The organism is Ensifer sp. BR816 (assembly GCF_000378985.1).
Taxonomy (GTDB): Bacteria; Pseudomonadota; Alphaproteobacteria; order Rhizobiales; family Rhizobiaceae; genus Sinorhizobium.
Genome location: NZ_KB905371.1, coordinates 564,859 through 581,385 on the forward strand (window position 1 = coordinate 564,859; position 16,527 = coordinate 581,385).

General features: G+C 58.4%; 10 protein-coding genes. 4 read left to right on the forward strand and 6 right to left on the reverse strand.

The features are described 5' to 3' along the window. Nucleotides 1-77 precede the first annotated feature (77 nt). From RHIBR816_RS35455 to RHIBR816_RS0132350, 3 genes are all read left to right on the forward strand, one after another. Nucleotides 78-2,366, forward strand: a complete 2,289-nt coding sequence (locus RHIBR816_RS35455) for an AAA family ATPase (protein WP_018240732.1) — start codon at nucleotides 78-80, stop codon at nucleotides 2,364-2,366. Next, nucleotides 2,363-3,316, forward strand: a complete 954-nt coding sequence (locus tag RHIBR816_RS0132345; protein ID WP_018240733.1) for an HNH endonuclease — start codon at nucleotides 2,363-2,365, stop codon at nucleotides 3,314-3,316. The genes RHIBR816_RS35455 and RHIBR816_RS0132345 overlap by 4 nt, the downstream gene beginning before the upstream one ends. Before the next feature lie 448 nt (nucleotides 3,317-3,764). Further along, entirely contained in the window at nucleotides 3,765-6,791 is a 3,027-nt protein-coding gene (locus RHIBR816_RS0132350; RefSeq protein WP_084811384.1) for a DEAD/DEAH box helicase, read from the forward strand. A gap of 7 nt (nucleotides 6,792-6,798) precedes the next feature. Here the strand turns inward: RHIBR816_RS0132350 and RHIBR816_RS35045 are convergent, their stop codons facing one another. From RHIBR816_RS35045 to RHIBR816_RS0132385, 6 genes are all read right to left on the reverse strand, one after another. Continuing rightward, entirely contained in the window at nucleotides 6,799-8,262 is a 1,464-nt protein-coding gene (locus RHIBR816_RS35045) for a hypothetical protein (protein ID WP_157628294.1), read from the reverse strand. After that, nucleotides 8,259-9,242, reverse strand: coding sequence for a nucleoid-associated protein (locus RHIBR816_RS0132360; RefSeq protein ID WP_026187687.1), 984 nt, complete (start codon nucleotides 9,240-9,242; stop codon nucleotides 8,259-8,261). Before RHIBR816_RS0132360 ends, RHIBR816_RS35045 begins: the two co-directional genes overlap by 4 nt. An 847-nt stretch (nucleotides 9,243-10,089) precedes the next feature. Further along, complete coding sequence (locus RHIBR816_RS0132370) at nucleotides 10,090-10,512, reverse strand: hypothetical protein (RefSeq protein WP_018240738.1); 423 nt, start codon at nucleotides 10,510-10,512, stop codon at nucleotides 10,090-10,092. A 174-nt stretch (nucleotides 10,513-10,686) separates the two neighbouring features. Continuing rightward, nucleotides 10,687-11,220 carry a heparin lyase I family protein gene (locus RHIBR816_RS38775; protein WP_245262787.1) on the reverse strand — a complete coding sequence of 178 codons (534 nt, stop codon included), beginning with the start codon at nucleotides 11,218-11,220 and terminating at the stop codon, nucleotides 10,687-10,689. A 519-nt stretch (nucleotides 11,221-11,739) separates the two neighbouring features. Next, nucleotides 11,740-12,837 carry a hypothetical protein gene (locus tag RHIBR816_RS0132380; protein ID WP_034817350.1) on the reverse strand — a complete coding sequence of 366 codons (1,098 nt, stop codon included), beginning with the start codon at nucleotides 12,835-12,837 and terminating at the stop codon, nucleotides 11,740-11,742. 139 nt (nucleotides 12,838-12,976) lie between these two features. After that, nucleotides 12,977-15,898, reverse strand: coding sequence for a hypothetical protein (locus RHIBR816_RS0132385; protein WP_018240741.1), 2,922 nt, complete (start codon nucleotides 15,896-15,898; stop codon nucleotides 12,977-12,979). A gap of 356 nt (nucleotides 15,899-16,254) precedes the next feature. Here RHIBR816_RS0132385 and RHIBR816_RS0132390 point away from each other — a divergent pair, with 356 nt between their 5' ends. Further along, nucleotides 16,255-16,503, forward strand: a complete 249-nt coding sequence (locus RHIBR816_RS0132390; protein WP_018240742.1) for a hypothetical protein — start codon at nucleotides 16,255-16,257, stop codon at nucleotides 16,501-16,503. Nucleotides 16,504-16,527 lie beyond the last annotated feature (24 nt).

Here is a 16,527-nt window from a genome sequence, read left to right on the forward strand (position 1 = left end):
CAGGCGGCCCACGAGGCTTGAAATTGGTGGCGCACAATTGTCGTGTTTTCAAAGCCTTTTCAGATTATGAGTTGTGCATGATTTTCGTCGATCGTTCCGTCCTGCCGATACCCCGCGTCCTGGTGTCAGAGCGAGCGGAGGACGCGCGCGCTAAGATCCGCAGTCTGCTTCAGTCCAGTTCGGCCGAACATCTTTCCCAGCTGCGCATCAGCTTCGACCCGCAGATCTATGTCGCGGCCCGACCGGACCTGATGCGGCTGTTCAATGGAAAGTGCGCCTATTGCGAATCGAAGATCGACGCGAGTGGGCCCGGAGAGATCGAGCATTTCCGTCCAAAGCAGGGCGCGCGGTCTGAAAGCCTGAAGCGCGACCATCTGCATTACGCCTGGCTTGCCTACGAGTGGGAGAATCTGCTGGTCACCTGCATCGACTGCAATCGGGTGCGATCCTACGCCAATGGCAGGGCTGGAAAAGGCGACAACTTTCCACTGCAGGGGCCGCGGGCGCCGCTCCTGGCCGATATCGGCATGTGTCGTGCGATCGAAGAACCTTTCCTGATTGATCCATGCTTCGACCGACCGGAAGAGCATCTGTCGTTTCAGTCAGATGGACTTTGCCGGCCATTCACCCCGCGAGGTCAGGCCACCGTCGACATCCTCGGGCTCAACATTCGGGAAGCTCTGGTCGTTGAGCGCCGTGCGGCGTGGGTAAACGCCACCGAGATGTCTCGCATGCTGATGTTGGAAATCTCGTCGGGTGGACCGGCCGATCGGACGATCGCGCGCATGCAGGTGAAGATCGACGGCAGCGAGGCCTACACGGCCGTCTACCGGGCTGCCTTCCAGGAGACCTGGGACAGGCTGCGCAAGCACGGCATAGATGTCGTGACTGGTCCCGACGGTATACCGATCATCAGCGACGGGGCAGCGGTCGAAACCGCCATCCATCAAGGAATTCTTGAAGAGGAGCCGCAATCGCTACCAGCGCCTCCCGTCGTTCAGACACGAGCGCCCCTGCCACGCTTTCCGGGAAAGGAGTTATTGCCGATCCACGCACGCGAACGCATCCGTCGAATCGAGATCCGCAATTTCAAGTCATTGGACAGTCTCGACATCGACATGCCGGCCGAGACCGTCGCCGAAGATCGCCGCACGGGCGCGCTGGTAGTACTCGGCGAAAACGCGACGGGCAAGAGCACCATACTCCAGGCGATCGCCTTGACGCTGCTCGGAACGACTGAAATCGGCAAGCTCGGGCTCGATGGACGCAGCTTCCTTCGCCGCGACAACGACTGGCAGCTGCCGTCGTCCAATGCACCTGCCGAGGTTCGCATCGTCTTCGAAAAGCCCGGACTTGTCCAGGAACTGACGATCGATCCGGAAACCGGCAAGTTTGAAGGGTCGAGCGAGCCTGCAACCGTCCTGCTCGGCTACGGGCCTCGGCGCTTCTTTGCCGAAGGCACGGGTGCAAGGCGGGCGCGTTCGCCGTCTTCGCGGGTCAAGACCCTGTTCGATCCGATGGCAGTGATCACCAATCCGTCGCCTTGGCTGAAATTTTGCAAGCGCCCGAGCTATGACGAAAGTATTGGGGCGTTGCGCAAGCTGCTCGCCCTGCCGGACGAAGCTTTCGTCGCGCGGCCGGAACCCGGTCAAGAGCGGGACGGCGAGATCATGTTCGAGCTCGACGGCAATGCCTCGCCGCTTGATCGCTTGAGCGACGGCTACAAGACGACCGTTGCGATGGGTGTCGACGTCATGCGGGAGATGTTGCGCTATTGGCGCTACCTGGAGACCGCACGAGGCATCGTCCTGATCGACGAGGTCGAAACCCATCTCCATCCGCGCTGGAAGATGCGCATCATGCAGCGTTTGCGAAGTGCTCTGCCGCAGACCCAATTCATTGTCACGACACATGATCCGCTCGTCCTTCGTGGCATGTACGACGGCGAGGTCAGAGTTCTTCGCCGCGAGCCCGTTGGAGGGTCCGACGCGACACGCGTCGAGCTCGTCGACGATCTTCCTAATGTCCAGGGATTGTCGATCGAACAGCTTCTGACCTCGGATCTTTTTGGACTGTTCACCACTGAGGATCCAGCAGTCGAAGCGGAGTTGATCCGCTACACCGCCCTTGCCGCCAAGGCTGACCGGTCGGCTGAAGAAGACATCGAGCTCGATCGACAACGGGGAAATGTCGCTCGGCAGTTGCGCCTGGGCGACACCCCGGCACAAAGGCTCGTCCAGGATGCCGTCGGCCAATTCCTGGAAAGCAGCCGAAATACACGTCGCGACGACCGCCGGCAAGCCTCGCAGGCGGCAATCGACTATGTGATGGGGCTCTGGTCGTCAGGCGAGAACGAGGACCGATGATCGCGGTGGAAAAGCCCGAAGCGTTGCAGGCCGTCGACGCTGCGCTCGATGCAATTTTCGCGACCGACCAGCAAACTGAGCTGCAGCGTGCGCGGGACTACTACGGGTCGATCCCGCCGCCGACCAAGGCCTATCCGTTTTCGCGCTACAGGGCGTGGGAGGTTTGCAGTGCATTGGACACGCTTTTTCGTGAGAAATGCGCCTATTGCGAGAGCAGTTATCGTGCCGTTGATTCTCGCGATGTCGAGCACTTTCGTCCGAAAGGCGGGGTGTCGGAATCGCCGCTTCATCCCGGTTACTGGTGGCTGGCTGCCAAGTGGTCGAACCTGCTGCCAAGCTGCCCGCCGTGCAATCAGAGACGTCGGCAGTTGACCTACGATCCGGGCATGGCGCTTGAGGAGTTCGAGCGTTTGCGGCTGATCGAGCCCGATGCCCTATCTGGAAAGGCGAATTCGTTCCCTGTCCGTAGCAGCAATTGGATCGCCCAAGAAAATGGCGACATCTCGTTGGAAGACCCTTTGCTGATCAACCCGTGTGAACGGGACCCCCGCAATCACCTCGTTTGGGTCTTCGATTGGGATCGTGAAGAGGTTCTCTGGGAGGCGGAGGACGTAATCGCCTCGGTCAAACCCCGTCTCGTCGCGGGCAATGACGATCCTTACGCGAAGGCATCCATCGCCATCTATGGCCTCAACCGCGGCGGCTTGATCCGAGAGCGAATGGCATGCGTCAAGCTTATGCAACTTGCTCTCGCCGGTGTCGCGGACATTATGATGGATCTTGTCGAAAGCCCGCCCGGTCCCCAGCACGACAGGCTGATCGCGCGGCTTCAGCGGTACCGTGACAGGTTTCAAGCCGCGTTCACCGCGGGCGACAGACCTTATGCCGGCATGGCACGGGCATTCGAAGTTGAATTCGAAGCTGACCTCAGGCGCAGTCTTGGAGCGTAAACTATTCTGTCGCCACAGTCCGCAGTCGGCCCTATATCGGTTATCCGATGTAGGCGAAGCCGACATCTCACAGCGAGGAATTTCAGAGGCTTATCTTCTTCAATAAGAGGGTCGTAGGTTCCAATCCTTTCAAGAGCAAAGGGCGGATCTGGTCGCGGCAGCACACCGATCGGCCGGACGAGCAGCGCATTGATCGCGCCCGCCTTTCGTTCCAGCTCAGAGTTTGATCGCATTCGCCGACGCTGTGCAGTCATCACGAGCAACCGCTTATTTTCAAGAAGAATGCATGACAATCCAGGTTGTTGATCATATCGTTAAGCATCCTGAGGTTTTAGTCTTGTAATTCTAATCGATCGGGAAAACCGTCGCATGTAGGGGTGGTTTGAAAGGCTCTGGTCTTTCTCAACCCGTTTGGCGTCACGGGTCCCAACCCTTCTGAGGCTCGTGGATGACGCAATCATGTTTTGAAGCGATGTCGGAAGCGATGTCGATCCGTCTTGAACATCGCGACGAGACGGGGAAGGTCAGCCACGCCGGTCTGAGGAAGACGCAGTTGGCGGCGGCATATGCGGGGGCCGCGCACGCCCTTCATTCTCAAGAGGCTGCGACGATCGCCATGCCGACCGGCACGGGCAAGTCAGCGGTTATGATTCTGGTTTCGGCGCTCGTCAAGGCGCGACGTGTCCTCGTAATCGTTGCGTCCGCACGCCTTCGCGAAGAGCTCGCGGAAAAATTCAGCGAAGTCGATCCGTTTCGCAGGCTGGAGATGCTGAAGAGCAAGATCGCGCCCAGGGTGAGAAGGGTCTATAATCGCATCACAGACGAGGCCGGCTGGCGGGCGCTCGAGGAGGCCGATGTCGTTGTCGGGCTGCCACAAACCTTGAGCCCCGCCTACAAGGGCGTTTGCCCGCCACCGAGCGGCTTCTTCGATCTGGCTTTGATCGACGAGGGACACCATGCGCCGGCGGAAACCTGGCGCAAATTGATCGAGGATCTCGGGCCGATACCGAAGCTCCTGTTTTCCGCAACCCCCTACCGGCTTGATCGGCGCAGGATGCCAGGCTCGATCATTCATACCTATTCGGCGCGGGCGGCCTACAAGGACGGTGTCTTTGGAAAAATCGTCTATCACGCCGTCGCTCCGGGAGGCGGCGAGACGCCGGACCAGGCCATCTGTCGCGCCACCTTGGCCCGGTTCAAGGAAGACAGGGAGAAAGGTCTCGATCACCGATACATGGTGAAGGCGTCGACCAGGCGGCGCGCGCAACAATTAAAGAAACTTTACGAGGCAGAAGGCGCGCGTATTGCGGTCGTCACTAGTTCCTACGCAAAGAAGACGAATGACCGGGCCGTCGAAAGGCTAAGAGCTGGGGAGCTTGATGGTCTGATCTGCGTGCGAATGCTGGGTGAAGGTTTTGACGAGCCGAGACTTAAGATTGCTGCCCTGCATGATCCTGACAAATCCTTGCCGATCACCTTGCAGTTCATCGGTCGGTTCGCGCGAACGACTGAGAAGAACATAGGTCAGGCGAGCTTTCTTTCGGTCCCGGAAGTTACTCATGTGGTTGATGACCTGAGAGCGCTTTATCGGCGCGATTCGATCTGGAATGAGATTGTCGCCTCCCAGGCAGATGGTGCAATCATCGGTGAACAGGCGCACGAAGACTATGCGAACCGGATCCGATCGACCGGAAGGGTCGCAGCCAGAGAACCGTTAAGCGAGGCCTTTTGGGAGCAGCTTCGACCACGGCAGAAAGCCGACGTATTCGATTGCAGGGGTGTGCAGATCGACATGTCGAAGATGAAAACCGCATTCGACCGTCTCTACTTGCACTATGCACTCGAAAACGAAGACACGGCGATCCTCGTGACCGAGAAGCCCGGCACGCCCAGCTGGCTGGTCGGCGATGCCATCGCGACAGAAAGCATCCATCTTCACTTGGCATATTACAGCAAGAGCTGTGATCTGCTTTTTTTCCATGCATCCGCCGACGATGTTACCTTGCGCGATAACTGCATCCGCGCGTTGGCAGGTAAATCATTGCGAGGCGTTCTGTTTCGCGATCTCGCTCGCGTGTTTGCGGGCACGAAGCTCCTCGCCCCCTTCAATGTCGGCTTGCGCACTAGGCAATATGGCGACGGCGCCGAGAGTTATCGCTCCTCCGCAGGCAGAGCTGCGGGAGATGCATTTGGCGCAATGGAAGCGGTTCGCTATGTGCGTGGCCATCTCGCAGCGAAAATCGACGACGATGAAATATTGGGGATGAGTGAATCGTCAAAACTGTGGGGCGGGCAAAATGTCTCGGTGCAAGAATTCGCGCAATGGTGTGAACGGCTCGGAGCAGCGATCCGGTCCGACAGCGATCCGAGGGGCAGGCGAGGCTATTTCGGCGTGCCCTTTGTCGTTCCGCTCAGCGAAATTCCGGCGAGGGTCGTGGCGGCCGACTGGCCTCTCGATGTCTATTCGAAACCACTCACGCTCGTTCGTGTTTCCGAAGTTCCGTTCCCCTCGACCAGGTTGCAGGATCCGGCAGATGAGGTTTCGCCGGTCCCTTCTCCGCTGTCGCTGCTGCTTGATTGTGCAATCGAAATTGCGTCACGCCCGCAGCCGAGCGATCAGATGAGTCTGCGGATCCGCTGGGCCAGCGGCTATACCACGGTCAGCTACCAGCCGGGTGCGCGCCCGGTTTTTCGGCCCACAGAGCGAAAGAGCGGAACAGGATTTGTCCCAACGGATCAGCTCCTGGTGAGGCGTGGTGGCAATTACGAAAAATTCCTGGACTTCATCAACGCACGACCGCCAACACTCTATTCCATTGATGGGGCGATCATCGTGGGAGCCGAAGGGACAGAGCCGCTGGCGGAGCTGCCACTCGTCCCTTCTGAGGAAACGTTCGTCGAGAAGATCTGGCCCGCAACGGTCGATATCAGAAAGGAACGTTTGTCCGACGAGTTCCCGCGCAGAATCGAAAGCATACAAGACGAGATCGCGCGCGAGCTCATCGCTGAAGGGTTCGATGTCGTCTTTCATGACGATGGAAGCGGTGAATTGGCCGACCTGATTACAATCCGCCAGATTGCATCGGAGGCATTGCTGCAGGATGTCGAGATCACCCTTTGGCACGCTAAATATTCCGGTTCTGACGATCCGGGACGGCGACTGCAGGATCAGTATGAGGTGCTCGGTCAAGCCATCAAAAGTGGACGTCGCCTGACCTATTCCGCGGTTCGGGCGCATATCGATCGGCGCCATCAGAAGGGTGGCGACCATAAGTTTCTGGCGGGCGACATCGACATGATGCGTCTGCTCCTCTCTGGCGATGCGATGCAGAAATATCTCTATCGCATCAAGGTCGTGCAGCCGGGAACGTCGATTTCAAAGGTGTCGGCCGACATCAAGCAGATCGTTGCAGCGGCCGCACACTTGATCGAATACGGTGGATTGAACAGGTTCGAGTATATAGCCAGTCCCTGACGCGATCTTAGGGAGCAAACCGGGCGCCTATCGTGTTCCAGGCTGTCCGCAACCAGTCATGCACCGTGACAAGGACCGGATCGATGTTTGCTGCGGTCCAGACGGGTACGGCGACCAGGAGCAGGTAGTAGATCGCGAAAGCATACATGACGATCACGATCGGCAAGGCGAGCCGATAAACCCATCGGGCCTTTGCAATCGGATGTTCGACAAGACGTTTCCAGTCGTCATCCGACAGGAAGGCGTAAAGCTTTGTACGCCATTCGCGCCGACTGCGATCCGCAAGCCAGTTGAACCGCCAGTTCGAGACAGTCGTGATCAGAATGCTAGCCGACAACACAACTGCAGCAGCGACGGTCACCCAGCGGAGCACTTCGGCGGACGATATTTGCGAGCCGGTCGGGCTCTTGAGCGCGAGCACGACGCCTGCAAGCGCAAAGTCCCGCCAGAGCGCGCCTAGAAGATCACGTGTCGCAGCCTGGGCCTTCGCAACTTCCTCCTGCAGCGACTTGCGCAAATCGCCCAGCGCCTTAAGCGCATCCTTGCTTTGGTCCTGAAGATGAAAGTTGAACGCCTCGCGAGCGCTCGCGAGGCTTCCTTTCAGGACCGTCGGCAGACCGTCGGGCCACTCCGTCCCATCCCGCCAGTCCAGCGAAAGATGATTGTTCAGAAACTGGAATTTCGTCTCGGTCTCGCGCGGTGTGCCATAGATCCACCGGGCCGCGTCCATGAGGACTTGGAAAGCATCGCGGGGCCATCCGGCGCGGGGATCTGCGATTGGGATGGGGGCCGACCGCGGCCCTTTCAGAACCACCTGTTTTTTATCGTTGTCGCTGTCGCGAATTTCCGACGGCAGAGACAGGGTAAGCCTGTCGATTGCAGCCTCGCGCCACGCGGCAAAGACCCCGGAATCGTCGGGGACGGGCTCGCGCAGCAACCACGGTTCGATACGCTCGGGAACCGCACCGGACGTCAGATCCCGCACGAGTTTTCGGGGCTTGTCCGGAAGGAAAGTTGCGTCCTGATGCAAGCGCGGACCGTTCCATGGCGATACGCTCAAGCCTTCCGATTGAAAACCGGCAAATTCGACGGCGATCCAGACCGCGCGCGCAGCAGATAACCATTGTGGATCCCTCAGCGCCTCGGCAAAGCCCCGTTCGGTCAGAAAATAGGAAAAGCCAGGCTCGACGTCCTTTGTGATGACGAGCGCGACTCTCTCCTCGCCGATGCTGGCCACCGTGGCGCGGGTTAGATCAATCTCATCTTGAATTTCTCCGAAGAGGCGAACCCGACCGAGGAGTTCGCTGTTGCAGAGACTGGCCAGGGCCACAATCGCGTTCAGGCGGTGAGCGCTGTTGCAGGATGTGTGATCAATGCGGCATTCGTTCGCCGTTTCAGAAATCTCGCTACCCGGCGTTCTTGCCAGTTCGTCCAGTAATGAACGTGCTTGAGGACCGAACGTGCTCGTCATTGTTCGGTAACCCGGCGCGTGCGAATGGTGATAGTCGTCCACCCGTCCTTTGATGTCTGGCTGAAAGTGGAAAGCGCACTTTGTGGAATGACCAGGCGGATCCCTTCATTGGTGACGTATTTGCGAGGTCCGCCCGCCGGCAATGCGTCCAGATCATAGTTGAATGCTTCGCCTGCGATTTCGCGCCGTTCCAACTCCTTATAGAAAGTCGCCTTTACCTCGACGCTCCCATGGGCCCCGAAGAAATCGCTGAGAAATTCTTCTGCCTCGAACGAGCCCCTTTTTTCCGCGATTTCCAGCAACCGCGGTTTGACGCGTGAGGTAATCTCCGGCGGTAATTCCAGTTGATGTTGCTGTACCGTCTTGAGGGTCGAGTCCAGGATTTCGCTGGTGATCTCGGTCTCGGTATGTCGCCGTTTCACTCCGAGAAATTTCTCGAAGAAACCCGATATCCCGACGCGGCTATTGCGGTCGATGATGGCAAGTTCGCCACCGTCCTTTGTCAGTTCGATCAACGCAGACTTCTGTAGGGCTTTCGGGGATTCGGTGAAACTGTTCACGACATCTCTCAGCGTGGCGATGGCGTCTCCAAGGTCAAAGGCAACGACCTTCTCGTGATCGTACTTTATCAATGAATAGAGTTGCCGGTTTCCCGTCCGCAAGGCGATCATGATGAATACGCCGCGCTTGATACGGTCGTCTTCGCTGTGAAGCCGTTTGGCAAGCAGTTGCGAGACATCAACAAACTGGTCAGGAGGACCCGCCACGGCCGCGAGGTTCGCACGCGTGACGGAATCTGGCAGAAAGACGTAGCGATTTCCTGCGAGGGTATCCGAAATTCTGTCCAGGAAGAACCGCTCGAACTCTCCTATTGGTACCTGCTTCAGCAAGATCGGCTCTGCCGCGCCGTGATGCACGACATGGAAGATGAAGTCGGTAATTTCCAGCTTCTCAATCTCTTCTTTTGTCAACGAAGGCATTGTCCGACCCTGGATCAGGAGCTTCAAAGAGGTTTTCGTGAACCGCACGAGGCGAGATATGGGTATGGCGCAGAAGGGAACATACATGTTTGGCGATGAACACGCTATCGTTGCATTCACGCTTTCCGCCTGAAGCTATGTCGGGGAAAAACGGCATATCGCATTGGTCTTCAGGAACCGAGGTGTGATGCGGTGCCGCCGACGCCCGGCGTCCATGGCGAGGCACTTGCGCCTTATGCGGCCCTTGTTCTGCGCCATGAACGCCATGTTCCGATGAGCAGACACGTTGTCAGAACAGGCCATAGGACATGGCTCCACGATTGGAGGATTTGCGGCTCGAGATAATAAGGCGCTTCCATGTTTATTTCCTCGGTGCCGCTCATGCAGTGGGTGATGCGCGTTGGTCCAGGGACGTTCGTCCAGAGGAAGTCGTAATGAGGCCGTGTTGGGCACAGCTCCGCTGGCGCCAAAGTGAGGAAATACTGCAGCGACAGTGCAGCAGATCCGAGAACGATAAGGGCAAAGACAATCAGAAGCGCGTCGCGACCGGCGTTCCCAGATGGCACCTTGTCAGATTGCACTTGCCCGGGGCGAGCCGCTTGGAACCATAAAACTCCGGCGACCAAAGACGCAAGCATGGGACCAAAAATGATGAAGTACACGGCATTCAACTTGAGAGGGACATAGTCGCCAATCAAGGGGAGTTTGCCGGTGTAGCTTGTTGGCGCGCGTGCGATCCCCAGCCAGAGTAATGAGGGCAAGCCGGACGACCGGATCCTTCAGAATCGTTCCGGCGTCTTCCGTGGATGCTTCGCTCATTGACAGCTCTCCCTTGCTGTTGCACGTGCTACTGGCACAATTTCTTGGCCTCGTTGGACAGGCCATCGCCAAGTGATTGAGAAATCTGCTCGCCGAGTGCCTTCACGAGGTCGTCGAATGTCCCACCGGCAGAAAGGAGCTTGATCTCCCGGCGGTTCACCGCGCAGGTGGCGAGGTTCATTTCCGCGTCGAAACTAGGTCGGGCCGAAACGTTGCCGTTCAATACCGCCGCGTCCGATGTCCGGCAAGTCAGAGAACCTAGGGCTCTTGCTGTTGCAACATCCCCCTTAACGTCGATGGCGAGTTCTTCGATTTCAACTTTCTCGAAGTGGTCAATGCCGATGGTGAACAACCCGGTCTTTACCTTTAGCGCCTGGCAAGGCTGTGCTTTCTCGATCGCATTTTCGAGGGCATTTCCGGCCTTTGCAGAGGGCGGCAGGGCCAGCAACACGGAAGTGACGAGAAAGATTCGCAGAGGTCGGATGACCCGGGCGATGCAGGTTTGTTCAGTGTAGCCATTGCCATCAGCCTCCGATCATCCATGCGAACTCTCCCTCTACTCCGTGGGTTCGCTCTATTTCGTTGATGCCGCATGGCCTACGACCCTGCGCCAACGCGTAATCGATCAGGGCGGCGCGAGCGTGCCGTCCGGATCGACATCCTCTTTGCGCTCGCTGCGGATGAAGTGGTCGAGGCGCGTCACGGTTTCGAACTCCGCGTGGTTGCGATACGACCCGAACTTGAAATACTGGCTCTCCTTTGCCAGAAACGGCTTAAATCCAATGGTGCCCTCGGTCTTGGAAATCTTTTTGCCGTCGGCCCAGATTTCGATCAGGCCTGTTTGGTCTGATACCAGGCGCAAGTGGTAGACCATCGTGGTCCATTTCCCGAACGGATCGGGCAGGGAATTGTAGCGGGTGACCGACAACCCTTGCGCACAGCCGGTCAAGCCCGAAAGCGACAACGGTGCTGGTCCATGCGCGAGATCGTCGGTGTCGTGTCCGACCGACAGCGTCTGGGTCTTCAACAAGGAGAAGACCTGCGCCGGCTTGACGAGCGTATGTGGGGTGCCGAATCCAGGTTCGACCGGGGCAGTCTCTTGCGAGGGCAATGAAGACGCGGCAGAGGACGTTCTTCGGGTCGCGGTCCGGATCGACATTGTCCTGCTCGAGGGAAACGGTAAAGGCGCGGCCGTTGAAACGTTGCGCGAGCACAGGAGCGTCTTTCGGAGAATTCGTTTGCTTCCACTGGCCGATGACAAATCGTCCAGTGGAAGGCGTTATGCTGTCGTCGATGAACATATCAAACCGGTACCAAATATCGGTTCCGATCGGCGCCAGGATTTTCTGCGCTTCCCATAGTTCGGAGCGTTCACTGCGATCGCGGTCATAGGAACCATCCTCCCGGGCACAGCCTTTCGGGCGCCAGGCAAAGGCCAGCACGTTGTTTTGCGGCAGGGCTCTCACGACCTGTGTTGCGGCAGATCTGGTGTCGCCAGCCAATTTGCCGAAAGAGAAACTGTTTTCGTCCCGCCTGCATGAAAACCAATTGTCGGAAACACTGGTGGCATCGAACTCGTCCCGGATCGTCGGTGACGCCGCATTCGCCCGCGGGGCTCCGGACACCACCAGCATCGGGGCCAGTGTGCACCTCCATTGCCTGTTCATGGCCCGTCCTCCTAGTCCATTCTGATGGTCAAGCTGCTGGGGCAATGATCGGAAAGACGCAACTTGTCGGCCGGCGTCGGGTTGGGCCAGGTAAATTGCTTTTCCGAATCCGGCACGATCATGGTCGCGGCTCGGGTGCCGTAGATGAAGAACTCGATGGGAAGGATGTTATAGGTGTCGGGGTTAGCGATACCGGACGGGTTTGGCTGTCGAAACTCCCGCCAGCACGTAGACATGTTTTCGTATGGCTGCCGGAAGAGTTGGATGTCGGACCGCGGATCCCTGTCGAGACCCGTCTTATCGGCACTATAGCCGCTCAGCGCAATCCAGACTTCATCTGGGATCGCACCCGGCTGTGCATCGAGGCGACGATTGAAGTCCCCGACAATCATCCACGCTTCGCCCGCGGTTTCTCGCGCCTCGATCCATTTGCGAAGCGGATACATCTGCTGTCCAAGCGTATCACATGCCCGGCTGGCTGGCTGCCCGGTCGCCGGATCGGTGTTCCACAGCCTGAAGCTTATGAAGTCGTCGAAGCATCCGCTCTTGAGATGAACATCGAGGACCCGCAATGTCGAGCCGGCCGGCGACTGGATCGTGACGTCCAGGCCCCATCGGATCCGGCGGATCGTTCCGTTGTCGTCAAAGGTGACATCGAGTGACTTGTAGTCTGCTGCAGAGATAATCTTCAGCTCCGAGTTCGGGCGCAAGGCCACCGCCGGATATTGTACGCGGGTCGCGGTCGTCGGCCCGACGGCGGTCATGCCGCTCTTGGTACAGACTGGAGCGATGGATTGGCCCTCGGCCTCCGCGAATTGACCGCTGATGCAATGCTCCCAGCCCTCGGTTGCTGGAAAGACCGCGTCCAGCGCAGCCGGGCTTGTTACCTCTTGGAGAAACATCACCTCGGCGGAGACCGCGTCCCGCCAGTGTTTAAGGTCGGTATAGTCTTGGCTGGTGCGGACATGGTCATCGGGAAAGACTGTCTTGGGGTCGCCTGGGTAGACCAGCGTTTGAATATTCCAATTGCCGAGCGTGAATTCCGCCGCCCCTGCCGGCATCGGCAAGACCATCGAGATGAGCATTATGCATATCGAACGTGTCAGCATGCATTTTTCCCTCCGGCTTCATGAATAGTCCTGCAGTGAGCGGCCTATTTCTAACAGCGAAATGAACGTTATCGATGCCGCTGTGCTGTCCGTATTCTGCTTCAGCAGGTCCGCGTGCTTTGGGGCGTTTGAGCGGCCGTTAATGGCTGCCAAGTCGAGCGAGAAACCGCACCGCGCTCTTGCTCGGCATGAACAGATAAGCTCCCCCGCGCATCCGCACGAAATCCTTTATCCCAGTCAGGTTCAGCGGGCCGCGCGGTGACGGTATCGTTAGCCGCCCCATGCCGCCCCCACGGCCAGTGATAGGATCGACCTCGTTTTCCAATCCGTGAAACTGCCAGGCCATGGCCCAGGTCTGCTGAACGAATTCGAATTGGCGTTCGATGTCGGCATTGAGGCACATGAAGAGAAGGCCGGGTTTTTGTTCCTCCGGATCATTGGCGCCCACTGCGTCGAAGCCTCGCCCCACACGCAGGATGCGATGACGATTGACGATTGAAAGTTCATGCTTTGAGGCCGGGGCCAGACTATCGCGAGGATTGGAGCGGCGAATATGCGCGCCGAGGGGACAGCGCTCGCCGAGCGGATCCTCTGCGCCAGGCAGGAAATCGTTGTCGGGCCGAAAATGTCCCCCGTTCTGCTTTCTGGTCGCTGGACCGTGCGGATAGCGCACCAGCGAGGAGCCATCCTTCCAACGACCAACCATCTTGGCGCCGATCCATTCCGGTAAAAGCGCTGGGTCGAGTTGATCAGGCACTGCTGGATGGTCGGCGTAGCGTTTGGCCGCCTCGCTCACATAGTCGTTGAAGACATCGACATATTGCGCAAGCTGGCGGATGACCAGGAACGTGCCGTTCCGTCCGAGGTCGCGCGCGGCGGCAGCGCAATTGCCAAAATCAGGCTGGAGTGCGTCACGTGAGTGCGTAGGCTCAGCGAGCGGCAAAAGGTTGCCGGGGTCCATCGCAGCCGGCACCTGTGGCGATGGCGGGAAGAAGCCACGCGTGTCGGGATAGCCCAGCAAGAACTCCCCCGGCTCGACCGCATGGATGGCGTCCGACTGGCGCATCCAGCGCCGGGTTCCCTTGATGATCGGTTGCGAAATTCCGTCGGCGAAGCCAAACGGCTCTCGGACAGTCTGCGCCGCCGTTTCACCCGGCTTTGGCTGTGGCAGTGGTGTCGGCGTGACTCGGTGTATGACCCGTCCGTCGGCGGCATCGATGGCTGAAATCAGCTCCTCGGCGTATGCGGCAAGATTAGGCTCGGAGTCTGCGTAGATGAGCAGCGCGGCATCGACCAAGTTCTTAGGGCCGCCCCACAGCCATTGCCCGGCCTGGTCGTCGCCAGTGTCAGCAAGCAGGTTGGCCCGACCCGGCGAACCCATGCCCAAACGAAATGCGGTCGGGAATGCATTCTGGACATCCGACGGCAAGCCCAACCGCCTTAGGCCGTCTCCTGTCAGTGCGCAGATCAAAACCTTGTCGGTGGGGGGCTGATCTCCAAAGGTGATCTGATCCTCGATTGTTTTCAGCCAGGCACATGCTTGCTTGGGATCGTCGGATAACCTGAACGCGAGGCATGTCGAATAAGGGTGTTTGCTCAGGCCGCCGTAAAGCAATGTCTGGACCTCAAAGGTCTCGATCAACGTCGCCGGTCTTACCTTTGAGCCGAACAGTCCGAGCCACGCCGCCGCTTCGTCTTCGGTTGATACCGTTCCAAGTCCCTGGCGGATTGCGGCGTTGGTGCGAATGCGCGCGGTCGTCAGGTGTGGATAGGCGCTGTACCAGAACCATGTCGGCTGTTGTTGCCTTCGGGCCCAGCGCTTGAAGCGGTCGCCATCTACCGCTCCCTTGAAGAACAGGTTTTCGGTGCGCGGGAAACCGACCGTATTGCTCCACGCCGCGGTCAGGCCGCCTGACGCCTTGGTGATGAAATCCTCCAGATAGCTTTCCCAACTACCACCGTAGTTCGAGAAAAACAGGAGCTTATTGGTCTTCGGCAATCGCAGCCAGCGGGCATAGTGGATCGTGCTGATATCGCCGAGAAATCCGGGCCGAAAACGCTTCGTTGCCATCTGTCCGATCACCCAAAAAGCTATCCTGAGTGTCAGGCCGCGCAACAACCCGGCCTGCATGATCGAGATGCCGGCGAGATGGTTCTGCTGTGTATCCTTGAGATTTTCGGCGTCGGTCAACGAAGCCATCACATCCGGATTGACCAAGGTGTCGACCGGCGTGTTGGCGACCTCAAGCCGGCGCAGGCCAAGGTAGACACTCACAACGACAGCCAAGACGGCCACGGCGGCGATGATCATCGAGAGGAAGAAGGCGATCACTCCGACCGCGAAGCCTTGTGAAAGCCCGGCCGCGATCGTTGCGGCAACAACGAAAAGACCAAGCAACAAAAGAACGGGCCAGAAAAACTTGAGCAGCCCCCGGAAGGCAAGAGACAGTATGAAGCCGAAATCAAGCCGCGGCGGCTCTTCGGCGGCAAGACGGGGAAATGGCTCGGGATTCAGCAACGATGCCAGGTCGGCATTGGCTTTCACGAAATCCCGCGCACGCGCAACCGTGGCTAACGTCGCACCGGCGGCCGGGTGGGTGTCGAAATAGGAACGGAGTTCGCGAGCGAGCAGATATTCGCGCTTGATCCGTGCCACTGTCATGCCAGGCGTGCCGCAGAAGTCGAGCCCAGGGACATCGAATAGGCTCTGTCCGGTGCGAACATGGTGAGACGCGAGAAGCTGGCTGAGCGAGTCTGTCGATTGAATTGCGGCCACCGACAGGATTTCACTGACGAACGATGCCAGCTTGGTGCCGACCGTGTTGAAGGCGTGTTGCGGCTCGCCGTCGACCGACATTTCGAAAACCAAATACGTCGGCTCACCAACATCGCCACGAACCACGGTGATCGACATGAAATGCACACCCTGGTCGCGCAGGGCACCGCGGATGGGCCCTTCTTTTCCGAACAGCTGGGGACGGAATTCCTTGAGCTTTGCATCGACATGCTCGGCCCTGTCGATGTCGAACGGGATCGCACTTGTTACAAGCGATTGTGTCATACCTGCCCCCTACGGCTCGACGAAGTCGCACAAACTTCGCACTGGCGCATGGGCCGCTGGTCCCCCTCCAGCCGATAGCCATCTTCGCGTCAGGCGTGCAATAACTGTTTCATTTTATTCGCGGACTCACAAGCAAAAACCGCCGGAGATACTTGATGTGTGCGCCTTTTCATAAAGCCGTTAAATCAAACAAAGAAGATTTCTTTCGTACAGAATGGAATGACAGAAAAAAACCGTATTCGCGTTCGGCGGGAAGTATGCTTCAATCGTCTGCATGAGATCGAGCCGCGTGTCGCCATCTCTTCGCCCTCAGAAGATGACCGCCAAAGCCAACTTCCAAGACTGGAGACCATGGCATGGAAAAGGATCCGGAAGCGTCAGATGGTGAGAAGGACATCGTCGCCACACAATCTGTGGCTCTTTCCATAGAGGTCGAGAAGGTTGCGATCGCCGAATCCAACTATGTCCCGGCTGCAGAGCGCGACTTGAGGCGGACCCGCGCCGAAGCCGATATTCGTTTTTCCGCTCGCAAGAATTTCCTTGAATCCCCGCGTAGCGAACCGAACGGTTTCGAGCGCATTATCGGCCAAGGCTCAAGGATATAGCCGGCTTCGGTGAGGGGGCGCGGG